Here is an 11,053-nt window from a genome sequence, read left to right as displayed (position 1 = left end):
TACAGGCCAGTTGGAAGGCATAAACAATCGAATCAAGGTCATCAAACGGATGGCGTACGGTTACCGGGATAGCGAGTTCTTTTTCATGAAGATCAAGAGTGTCTATCCCGGAAATCCGTGAAGAACCTTTTTTTTGCCGCTCAATAAAGAGAATGAGTACAGTTGGGGCTGTCACTGCACTGTACGGTCGAGTAATCTGGCAACTGTCCCAGTACACTTCTAAACTGTTCCGGTATCGTTTCCGACAAGAATAAAATGCCCGTGAAATCGAGTGCTGCGTCATGACCAACCTCCTGCTCTATCAACGTATTGCCCAACAGCTGGCTGAGGACATCCGTCGCGGTGTCTACCAACCCGGGGAACGCGTGCCGTCGGTGCGCAAGATGAGCTCGCAGCTCAACGTCAGCCATGCCACGGTCTTGCAGGCCTACGCGAACCTTGAAGACCAGGGGCTGATTCGCGCGCGGCCGCAATCGGGTTACTACGTGCATCAGACGCCGGCCCTGACGGCACCGACGCCGGACATTGCCCGGGTAGAGCGGCCGGGGTTGGTGACGCGCAGCAGCATCATCCAGCAGGTATTGGTCGAGTCCCGCCGCGAAGGGGTGTTTCCCCTGGGTGCAGCGGTGCCGAGCGTCGACTATTTGCCGGTGCGGGCGTTGCATCAGCAGCTCGCGAAGGTCACGCGCTTCCATAGCCCACGGGCGTTCAGCTACATGTTCAGCCCGGGCTTCGAGCCGTTGCGGCGCCAGGTGGCCATTCGCATGCGCGATGCCGGCGTGGTGGTGGACCCTTCCGAAGTGGTGATCACCCACGGTTGCGTCGATGCCTTGCAGATGTCCTTGCGCGTCCTGACTCGGCCGGGGGACCTGATCGCCGCCGAGTCGCCGACCTACTATGGGCTGTTGCAACTGGCGGACCTGCTGGGCCTGAAGGTCATCGAAATCCCCAGTGACCCGGTCACCGGCATGAGCCTGGAAGCCTTGCAACTGGCGGCCAACCAATGGTCGATCAAGGCCCTGGTGCTGACCCCGCGCCTGAGCAATCCGTTGGGCGGCACCATGCCCGAAGAGCGGCAGAAACAACTGCTGCGCCTGGCATCGGATTTCGATATCCAGGTTGTCGAGGACGATATCTACGGCGAGTTGATGTTCGAGCAAGGGCGCACCAAGGCACTCAAGGCCTACGACCGGCTGGACCGGGTCATCTACTGTTCGAGCTTTTCCAAGACCTTGTCGCCGGGCGTGCGCATCGGCTGGATGATCGCCGGGAAGTTCCAGCAGGAAATCCAGCGGCTCCAGACCTTCAGCACCCACTCGGCATGCAGTGTCACGCAGATGGGCATCGCCGCGTACCTGGAGAATGGCGGCTACGACCGGCACCTGCGCTATATCCGCCAGGAGTACCGCAAGAACCTCAGCGCCTTCCAGTTGGCGGTGCAGCAGTACTTCCCGGAGGGCACCCAGATGAGCCGTCCCACGGGCGGCTTCATCCTGTGGGTCAGCCTCCCGGGGCGGGTCAATACCCAGGAGCTGCATGTCCGGGCGTTGCAGCAGGGCATCAGCATCGCGCCAGGGCTGATCTTCAGTAACACCGAGCAGTTCAACCATTGCATCCGCCTGAATTGCGGCACGCCCTGGAACCGCGAGGCAGAGCGGGCCCTGATGACGTTGGGGCTGTTGGCCACTCAACTGTGCCAGGAGACGGCAGGCGGATTTTCATAGGAATCAGCAGGTTAGCCTGAGGTGCTTGTCAGCGCCTCATTATCAGGCGAGCATGAGGGTCCCTGCCGTCATTGCTGTTGTATGTTATGAAAGCCATTGCTCCTGCTGCCTGGGTTTTGATCGGCCTGCTCACCGTGCTGCATTCGGGAGGTGCCGTGGCGGCTTCGGCGCAGGACAAACCGGCCGCCAGTGCCGTCCGGGACGCGGCGAAGAAGCCGGCGGCGACCAGGAAGGCCCCGGCAAAAAAAGCCGCCGCTGCGGCGAAGAAAAAACGCCCGCCCATCGCTTCCAAGAGCAAATCCGCCCACGAGGTGGCCAAGACCCCGTTGCCGCCGGCCAAGCTGGACTTGAGCCTGCCCCATGACATGGTCGAGGCGTTGCAGCCGCCGGGCAAGGTGATCACGCCCAAGCATGAGCCGTTGTTGCCATCCATGTTCGGCCAGCGGCCCGGCCCCTTCCAGCTCAACGGCCGGTTGCTGAGCAACGAGATGCAATTGCCCCTGCGCAACCCCGAGCGCAGTGAAGTGGAAGGCGCGGCGCTGGACTTCGAATTCAAGCAATGACGCGGTGCCATCATGCAGTTCGTCGCTGACCGATCGGTCATGTGCGCCATGGGCGAAAAAACACGCGGGCGGTAATTTAAAACGCGCGTTTTAGCCGTTACTCTGTCTTCTGTTACTAACCATTACCGTCGTGAGGATGTCGCCGTCATGAAGTGCCGTGAAGGCTGTGGCGCCTGCTGCATCGCCCCTTCCATCAGCTCGCCGATCCCTGGCATGCCCGAGGGCAAGCCGGCGGGAGAACGTTGCGTGCAGTTATCGGTCGATAACCTGTGCCGGATTTTCGGCCAGCCGGAGCGTCCGGCCGTGTGCTCGGGGTTCCAGGCCGACGTCGAGGTCTGTGGCGGCAGCCGTGAAGAGGCTATCCGCCTGATCGATTGGTGGGAGCAGGTCACTGCGGCGTAATGGGGCACTGTGCGCAATTCAAATGAACGAACAATAAGGAAAAAACCATGGGTTCGCTGCATCGTATGGCCATGTTGTGTGGGTTGACTGTGTTGCTGGCAACCGCAACCGCCCAGGCGGAAGACTGGCAGGTCGCCAAGGAACAGGACGGCATCAAGGTTTCGCTCAGTGAAGTGGCCGGCTCCAAATACAAGGCTTATCGCGGCGTGACCGTGATGAAGACCACCATGGCCAAGCTGCGCGCCCTGCAGGAGGACGTGCCGGGCGCCTGCGCCTGGATTCACGAATGCAAGAGCCAGAAGCTGCTCAAGCACGAAGGCAACCAGAGCTGGACCTACACCCAGTTCAACACACCCTGGCCGGTGACGTCCCGGGACTCGGTGCTGGAAGTCACCACCGAGGAAGGCGCCGATGGCAGCCTGACCCGCAAGCTCAAGGGCGTGCCGACCTACCTGCCCGAGGAAAAGGGCTTCGTGCGTGTTACCCAGGTCGATGGCTACTGGAAGTTCACGCCCAAGGGCGCGGACCAGATCGAGGTGACCTACCAGGTCCACACCGAGCCAGGGGGCGATGTACCGTCCTGGCTGGCCAACAAGTTCGTGGTGGATGCGCCGTTCAACACCTTGAAAGCCCTGAAGGAACGCGCCGAAAAATAAGCGCCGCCCGTGTCTTGCGAGACCGCCCATGGGGCGGTCTTTTCATGTGCGCCGTCCAACGGCCCGGTGGAACGATTGTTCAGGCCCCAATGTCGAGATAAAGGTAATCCCGGCCCTGAATCGATCAAGGAGACACCGATGCAAAAGTGGGAAATCACTTTCGTGGATGATCATGGCGAAGCCATCGCCGAGCAGTTCGACTATGAACAGGAGCCCACGATGGAACAGGCGGCACAATTGATTCGCGAAAAGCTGCTGCCGGTGCCCGCGAAGCTGGACCTCAACGACCTGGAAGGGCGCACCGAGGATCCGACGGTCAAGAATCTCAAGTCCCAGCACAGTATTGAAATCATCAGCATTAAATCGATTTCATGAAATCGCTGGCTGGCCTCGCTTGGCAGTGGCCATCACTTGAAGCTACTCTGCAATCGAGATCAGCGAAAGGATCGCCAAGGTCCGGTCTTGTCAGCTACATGCTTGTGTCCCGACGGCAGTTCGAGGCCGTATCGCGTGCAACCTGAGGGGGGCGCGCACGGGAAGACGGAAAGTCTATCCATTCTGTTAGGAGGACGTTTCATGAGCACAGCCTATCAAGAAGACATCAGCACCCGCGTGTTGCGCCGCATGAAAGAAGGCGGCTTCGATTTTTCCCGATTCCATCCCATCGAGTTCTACGCCATTTTCCCGGACGAGGAGCGGGCGCGCAGGGCGGCAGGTCAATTTCGGGGCGAGTCGTTGAATGCACAGGTCAGTGCCCGGGACGACGGAGCGTGGTCGTTGGAATTGAGCCGGGTGATGTACGCCACCTACGATGACATAGGCGACTTCGAGCAGGACTTCGAGGCCGTCGTCGAACCCTTGGGGGGCGTCATCGAAGGGTGGGGGGTCAAGCAGGAAATCCGACGCCTGCAGGGCTGATCGCCCCTCAGCGCAATCCGAACGACGGCTGGCCTTGGGGTCAGCCGTTTTCATTCCAGGGCGGTTGAGCGCGGTGAAAAACACCGTCCCGCTACGGGATTACCGGGCTTGCTTGCGTCCCGCCATGTGTTTCAGGTAACCCACCAGCAGGTCCAGGTCCGAATCCGGCAGGACCGTCGCCGAGAAGCCCGGCATCTTGCCCTGGGGCCAGCGGCGCAAACCCTGGGGGTCGCGGATATAGCGCTTGAGGAAGTCCCCGGAAAAGTATTCGGTGGGATTGAACGGGATGTTCAGGTCGGGGCCGAATTGCGCGTCGCCTGCGCCGTTGAGCCGATGGCACGCCAGGCAGTTCTTCTGGAACAGTTCGAACCCTTTGTTGACCGGATCGTCCTTGGCCAGGCCAGGGGCCGGCAGCAGGGCAGGGAAGCGTTCGGCCACGGCTGACAAGCGCTTGATGGTGGCGACTGCGAACGGCCATTGCTCGGGGCTGATGGCGCCCGCCTGGGGATCCGTCCAGACCAGATAGAACGGTCCGGCGCTGGACTTGCCTTCAGCCAGTGGCGGCCAAGGCTTCGCCGGGTCCTCGATCGCCAGCCAGGCTCTTGCGCCATGGCTTTCGAGCAGGGGCGCGGCGGGCATTTCCGCGGCGAAGCCATCCAGGGCGACGGCCTGCAGGTGATCGCTTGACTGTACACCCGTCAGCAGCGCCGCCAGCGGCACGGCGCGATAAGTCATCGGTTTCTTGTAGGAAACGTCCTCAGCCACCTGGATCGTCTGGACTTCAGGGTGCTTGAGCAAGTCTGCGGTTTGCCAGGTGCGCGCATTCGTGCCGAGTTCCAGCACCAATTGCGCGGCATACAGGGGCGTGCTGAGCAGCAACGCCCCGATCACGATGAGAGCTTTCAAGAGGGGCGCTTTCCATGTCGGGGGAGGGCGCAAAGAGTGGCACAGCCACCCCGACTCGAACAACGAGCCCCGCTGGTTTTTTGCTGATGCAGATGGTCTGGCAATGCAGGCGGCGCGCGTACGACTCAGCCGATCACCTTGGTGATGTTCGGCAAGATCAACAGCAGCGTCGTGGCAAAGAGAATGAGCCCGGCTTGACGAACTTTCGAATGTTTGAACATGGCTGACCCGCCTTATTGTTATTTCCTGAGGCCAGCCTGCATATCCATGACGGCTGGCGTTGCACTTCCTGTTTGACAAGTGCCTCGGCAAAACCCGACGACTTTTCTTGTACAAGGATTACATTAGGGGCCGCGGCCGGCTTGGCTTAGATCCAATTAGTATTAATTGTGAGTCTTTAGTTGCTAAAAGAGCATGAGGCCTATTGCCACCTTCTTGAAAGGCCTTTGGCTAGACAGCTTGCTTTCCTGAAACGGTTAACCCGATAGCTCGCTACCGTTCGTCTGAGCGTGGCCGTCAACGCCATTGAGCGCTGCGGTCATTGAATCCGACGCCGCTGGGCTTATGGTGAAGACCTCGCATTGTGCCCTGCCAGAGGCTGTCATGAACCAAGCTTTGATTTTCGATGCCGTACGCACGCCCCGTGGCAAAGGCAAGGCCGACGGCGCCTTGCACAGTGTCAAGCCGGTGAACCTGATGGGCGGCTTGCTCGCTGCCTTGCAGCAGCGCATGGACCTGGACACCCGCCAGGTCGACGACATCGTGCTCGGTTGCGTGACGCCCGTGGGCGAGCAGGGCGCCGATATCGCCAAGACCGCCGCATTGGTGGCCGACTGGGACGTCAGCGTCGCCGGTGTGCAACTCAACCGGTTCTGCGCGTCCGGCCTGGAGGCGGTGAACCTGGCGGCCATGAAGGTGCGTTCCGGGTTCGAGGACCTGGTGGTGGCGGGCGGCGTCGAATCCATGTCCCGGGTGCCCATGGGCAGTGACGGCGGCGCCTGGGCGCTGGACCCGCAATCCAACCTGCACGGTCATTTCATCCCCCAGGGCATCGGCGCCGACCTGATCGCCACCCTGGAAGGCTTCAGTCGCGAGGACGTCGATGCCTACGCGCTGCATTCCCAGCAAAAGGCGGCACGCGCCCGGGCTGACGGATCGTTCGACAAATCCCTGGTGGCGGTACGGGACCAGAATGGCATCGTGCTGCTGGACCATGATGAGTTCATCCGGGCCGATTCCACACTCGCGGGCTTGGGCCTGCTCAAGCCAAGTTTCGAGGCCATGGGCCAGATGGGCTTCGACGGCACCGCGCTGCGGGTCTACAGCCATGTCGAGCGCATCGATCACGTGCACACGCCGGGGAACAGCTCCGGGATCGTCGACGGTGCGGCGGCGATGTTGATCGGTTCCGAGGCCAAGGGGCGGGCGATGGGCCTGCAACCGCGGGCGCGTATCGTCGCCACGGCCGTCACCAGCACCGACCCGACCATCATGCTCACCGGCCCGGCCCCGGCCACTCGCAAGGCCTTGGTCAAGGCCGGTCTGCGGGTCGAGGATATCGACCTGTTCGAAGTCAACGAAGCCTTCGCCTCGGTGGTGCTCAAGTTCATCAAGGACATGGCCATCGACCCCGCCAAGGTCAACGTCAACGGCGGTTCCATCGCCTTGGGGCATCCCTTGGGCGCCACCGGGTGCGCCATCCTCGGCACCCTGCTCGATGAACTGGAGGCTCGGCGCCTGCGCTACGGCCTGGCGACCCTGTGCGTCGGCGGCGGGATGGGCATTGCCACCGTCATCGAACGCCTCTGAGCCCACGACTTCAAGGAACATTTCATGACCGATGCCATCCGCTACGAAACCGGCGCCGACCGGATCGTCGTCCTGACCCTGGACCTGCCGGGCCAGAGCGCCAACACCATGAATGCGGCGTACCGGGAGGCCATGGCGGCGTGCCTCGCCCGCCTGGCCGCCGAAAAAGACTCGATTGCCGGGGTGATCATCACCTCGGCCAAGAAGACCTTCTTTGCCGGCGGTGACCTCAACGAACTGGTCAAGGTCGGCAAGCCCGAGGCCAAGGCGTTCTACGACGGCGTCCTCGGCCTCAAGGCGCAACTGCGCACCCTGGAAACCCTGGGCAAGCCAGTGGTGGCGGCGATCAACGGCGCGGCGCTGGGCGGCGGTTGGGAGATCTGCCTGGCTTGCCATCATCGGGTGGCGCTGGATCATCCGTCGGTGCAGATCGGCCTGCCGGAAGTCACCCTCGGCCTGTTGCCGGGCGGCGGCGGGGTGGTGCGGATGGTGCGCCTGCTCGGGTTGGAAAAGGCGTTGCCGTATCTGCTGGAAGGCAAGAAGGTCCGCCCGCAACAAGCGTTGCAAGCCGGCCTGGTGGACGCGTTGGCCGCGGACCGTGAGGAGTTGCTGGCCCAGTCCCGGGCCTGGATCCTCGCCAACCCCGGTGCGGTCCAGCCATGGGATGTGAAGGGCTACCGGATTCCGGGGGGGACGCCGGCCGACCCGAAGGTGGCGCAGATGTTGGCAATCATGCCTTCGATCCTGCGGAACAAGACCCAGGGCTGCCTGCCGGCGCCGGAGAAGATCCTCTGCGCGGCCGTGGAAGGCGCCCAGGTGGATTTCGACACCGCCCACCTGATCGAAACCCGCTATTTCACCGAATTGACCACCGGCCAGGTAGCGAAGAACCTGATCGGGACCTTCTGGTTCCAGCTCAACGAGATCAAGGCTGGCGGCTCTCGGCCACAAGGTGTGGCGCCGTACGTGACAAAGAAAGTCGGCGTCCTGGGGGCGGGCATGATGGGCGCCGGCATTGCCTACACCTGCGCCGTGGCCGGCATCGACGTGGTGCTCAAGGACGTCGACCTGGCCGCCGCGCAAAAGGGCAAGGCCCGTTCGGTGGCGTTGCTGGACAAGAAAGTCGCCCGTGGCCAGCTCACTGCCGAACAGCGCGACGCAACCCTGGCGCGGATCCATGCCACCGGCAGCGACGCAGACCTGGCCGGTTGCGACCTGATCATCGAAGCGGTGTTCGAGGATCGCGCCCTGAAAGCCCAGGTGTCGGCCGCCGCCCAAGCGGTGGCGGGGCCTGGCGCGGTGATCGCCTCCAACACCTCGACCTTGCCCATCACCGGCCTCGCCGCCGCGGTGCCGGACCCGACGCAGTTCATCGGCCTGCATTTCTTCAGCCCGGTGGAGAAGATGCCGCTGGTGGAGATCATCAAGGGCGCACGCACCAGCGATGAGACATTGGCGCGGGGCTTCGATTTCGTATTGCAGATCAACAAGACGCCGATCGTGGTCAACGACCGTCGGGGCTTCTTCACCTCTCGGGTATTCGGCACCTATACCCACGAGGGCATCGCCATGCTCGGCGAGGGCGTCAGTGCGCCGATGATCGAGACCGAAGCGCGCAAGGCCGGGATGCCGGTCGGGCCACTGGCGGTCTCTGATGAAGTTTCCCTCAGCCTGATGAGCCATATCCGCGTGCAAACCGCCAAGGACCTGCAAGCCGAAGGGAAAACGCCGACCGGACACCCGGCCTTTGCGGTGATCGATCTGCTGCTCAATGAATACAAGCGGCCGGGCAAGGCTGCCGGTGCCGGTTTCTATGACTACCCGGCCAGCGGGCCAAAGCATCTGTGGCCGGCGCTCAAGAGCCGCTTCGAGCAGGCGGGCGGGCAGATTTCAGCGCAGGATATCCGCGATCGCCTGCTGTTCATCCAGGCCCTGGAAACCGTGCGTTGCGTGGAGGAGGGCGTGCTGACTTCGACGGCCGACGCCAACGTCGGCTCGATCTTCGGCATCGGTTTTGCGGCGTGGACCGGTGGCGCGTTGCAGTTCATCAACCAGTACGGCGTGCAGGATTTCGTCGCGCGCGCCCAGTACCTCGCCGAGCAGTACGGCGAACGCTTCTCGCCGCCGGCCTTGCTGCTGGAAAAAGCCGCCCGCCAGGAACGGTTCTGACACGCTGGGAGGGGCTTGCCTTGGAACCGTGTTTCAGGGCAGGCTCTGGGGTGTGCAATATTCCCATCATCGCGTCAGGTATTTTTTATGTCGTTACGCATCTGCATTTTGGAAACCGATATTCTGCGTCCGGAACTGGTCGATCAATATCAGGGGTACGGGCAGATGTTCCAGCGGCTGTTTTCACAGCAGCCCATCGCGGCGGAATTTACCGTGTACAACGTGATGGAAGGGCATTATCCCGACGAAGGCGAGCAGTTCGACGCTTATCTCGTGACTGGCAGCAAGGCCGACTCCTTCGGCACCGACCCCTGGATCCAGACCCTCAAGACCTACCTCCTGGAGCGCTACCAGCGGGGCGACAAACTGCTCGGCGTGTGCTTTGGCCATCAATTGCTGGCGTTGCTGCTGGGCGGCAGGACCGAGCGCGCCACCCAGGGCTGGGGTGTCGGCACCCATCGCTACAAACTCGCCGCCAAGGCCCCCTGGATGAACCCGGTCAAGGAAGAGTTGACGCTGCTGATCAGTCACCAGGACCAGGTCACCGAATTGCCCGAGAACGCCACGGTGATCGCTTCGAGCGATTTCTGCCCGTACGCGGCCTATCACATCAATGACCAGGTGCTGTGCTTCCAGGGGCACCCGGAGTTCATCCACGATTACTCCCGCGCGTTGCTGGAGCTTCGCCAGCAGCACCTCGGCGAACAGGTCTACAGCCAGGGCGTGGCCAGCCTCGACCAGGAACACCACGGCACGACCGTGGCGGAATGGATGATGCGCTTCGTCGCCCACAAACCCGAGGCCGTGGCCCAGGGCTGAGCCCCTACAGCCAGCCGGACCGCTTGAAGCTGGCCCACAACGACGTGCACCCGATGGTAATCACCCCCAGTACCGTGAAGTACCCGTAGTGCCAGCTCAACTCCGGCATGTCCTGGAAGTTCATCCCGTAGATCCCGGCCACGGCGGTGGGAAACGCCAGGATCGCCGCCCAGGCCGCGAACTTGCGCTGTACCACGCTCTGGCGTGACGCCTCGAGCAGCACGCCGACTTCAATGGTCTGGCTGGCAATGTCCGCCAGGGTCGTCAGGTCTTCCATCTGTCGCGTGACATGGATCTGCACATCGCGAAAGTACGGGCGCATGTTCTTGTCGATGAAAGGGAAGCTCAGCTTCTGCAACTCTTCGCTGATTTCCACCATCGGTGCCGCGTAACGGCGCAGGCGCAATACGTCCCGGCGCAGGCTGTGCAGGTTCTGGATGTCCCGCTCGTTCAAGGCGCTGCACAGCACATGGCGTTCCAGCTCATCGATCTCGGCATGAATGGCTTCGCCCATCGGCTGGTAGTTTTCAATCACGAAATCGAGGATGGCGTAGAGTACGAAATCTTCCCCGTGCTCCAGCAGGAGAGGGCGCGCCTCACAACGTTGTCGGACGTGGGCGTAGGATGCCGAGTGGCCGTTGCGGGCGGTAATGATGTAACCCTTGCCGGCGAAGATGTGGGTCTCGATGAACTGCAGCTTGCCGTCCTTGCGAATCGGCGAGTAGGTCACGATGAACAGGGCGTCGCCGAAGGTTTCCAGCTTGGGGCGGCTGTGCTTTTCCATCGCATCTTCGATGGCCAGTTCGTGCAGGTTGAACTGGCGTTGCAGGTTGTTCAGCTCCTGGGCGCTGGGTTCTTCAAGGCCGATCCAGACAAAATGGCCGGGTTTGGCAGCCCAGGCGCTGCCTTCGTCGAGGGTGATATTGGTGACTTTCTTACCGGCGCTGTAGACCGCAGCAGCAACGACTCTACCCATGGTGATGGTTCACTTCTTGGAAAATGGCAGTGGCAGGCAACGTCCAGCTTAGCGTGCCCTGTTACTTGAGAGTCAGCAAAATCCGTCGAGTTTCTCCGGCAAAAGAAAACC

The 11,053-nt window shown here is 62.0% G+C and carries 12 protein-coding genes; 10 read left to right on the top strand and 2 right to left on the bottom strand.

What is annotated here, in order from left to right; all coding sequences use genetic code 11:
• The 7 genes from Q6A48_RS15970 to Q6A48_RS15940 all read left to right on the top strand — a co-directional run.
• Positions 1–121: transposase (locus Q6A48_RS15970; protein ID WP_304555071.1), on the top strand; the 121-nt coding region annotated here is incomplete at its 5' end.
• Between the two features lie 160 nt (positions 122–281).
• A complete protein-coding gene (locus tag Q6A48_RS15965) occupies positions 282–1,724 on the top strand; it encodes an aminotransferase-like domain-containing protein (protein WP_304555063.1) in 1,443 nt (480 codons plus the stop codon).
• A gap of 86 nt (positions 1,725–1,810) precedes the next feature.
• Positions 1,811–2,287, top strand: coding sequence for a translation initiation factor 2 (locus Q6A48_RS15960; RefSeq protein WP_304555061.1), 477 nt, complete (start codon positions 1,811–1,813; stop codon positions 2,285–2,287).
• Between the two features lie 147 nt (positions 2,288–2,434).
• Positions 2,435–2,689: a YkgJ family cysteine cluster protein gene (locus Q6A48_RS15955; protein ID WP_304555060.1), complete on the top strand. Its 255-nt coding sequence runs from the start codon at positions 2,435–2,437 to the stop codon at positions 2,687–2,689.
• 47 nt (positions 2,690–2,736) lie between these two features.
• Positions 2,737–3,345 (top strand): START domain-containing protein, encoded by a 609-nt coding sequence (locus Q6A48_RS15950; RefSeq protein WP_304555059.1) that lies wholly within the window; start codon positions 2,737–2,739, stop codon positions 3,343–3,345.
• Between the two features lie 138 nt (positions 3,346–3,483).
• On the top strand, positions 3,484–3,720 hold the full coding sequence (locus tag Q6A48_RS15945) for a hypothetical protein (protein WP_042732241.1): 237 nt from the start codon (positions 3,484–3,486) through the stop codon (positions 3,718–3,720).
• Positions 3,721–3,921: 201 nt separating this feature from the next.
• Positions 3,922–4,263 (top strand): ribonuclease E inhibitor RraB, encoded by a 342-nt coding sequence (locus Q6A48_RS15940; RefSeq protein ID WP_304555058.1) that lies wholly within the window; start codon positions 3,922–3,924, stop codon positions 4,261–4,263.
• 99 nt (positions 4,264–4,362) lie between these two features.
• Here Q6A48_RS15940 and Q6A48_RS15935 read toward each other — a convergent pair whose 3' ends face one another.
• Complete coding sequence (locus Q6A48_RS15935; protein ID WP_304555057.1) at positions 4,363–5,169, bottom strand: c-type cytochrome; 807 nt, start codon at positions 5,167–5,169, stop codon at positions 4,363–4,365.
• 603 nt (positions 5,170–5,772) lie between these two features.
• Between Q6A48_RS15935 and Q6A48_RS15930 the strand changes: the two genes are divergently transcribed.
• The 3 genes from Q6A48_RS15930 (at position 5,773) to Q6A48_RS15920 (ending at position 9,966) form a co-directional block, all read left to right on the top strand.
• Positions 5,773–6,978, top strand: a complete 1,206-nt coding sequence (locus Q6A48_RS15930) for an acetyl-CoA C-acetyltransferase (protein WP_304555056.1) — start codon at positions 5,773–5,775, stop codon at positions 6,976–6,978.
• Positions 6,979–7,002: 24 nt separating this feature from the next.
• A complete protein-coding gene (locus Q6A48_RS15925) occupies positions 7,003–9,147 on the top strand; it encodes a 3-hydroxyacyl-CoA dehydrogenase NAD-binding domain-containing protein (protein ID WP_304555055.1) in 2,145 nt (714 codons plus the stop codon).
• An 87-nt stretch (positions 9,148–9,234) separates the two neighbouring features.
• Entirely contained in the window at positions 9,235–9,966 is a 732-nt protein-coding gene (locus Q6A48_RS15920; protein ID WP_304555054.1) for an amidotransferase, read from the top strand.
• Between the two features lie 4 nt (positions 9,967–9,970).
• Here the strand turns inward: Q6A48_RS15920 and Q6A48_RS15915 are convergent, their stop codons facing one another.
• Complete coding sequence (locus Q6A48_RS15915) at positions 9,971–10,942, bottom strand: magnesium and cobalt transport protein CorA (RefSeq protein WP_304555053.1); 972 nt, start codon at positions 10,940–10,942, stop codon at positions 9,971–9,973.
• Between the last annotated feature and the right edge of the window lie 111 nt (positions 10,943–11,053).

The organism is Pseudomonas citrullilanati, assembly GCF_030580855.1.
GTDB lineage: Bacteria > Pseudomonadota > Gammaproteobacteria > Pseudomonadales > Pseudomonadaceae > Aquipseudomonas > Aquipseudomonas citrulli.
This window is presented reverse-complemented; position numbering and strand designations above follow the sequence as displayed.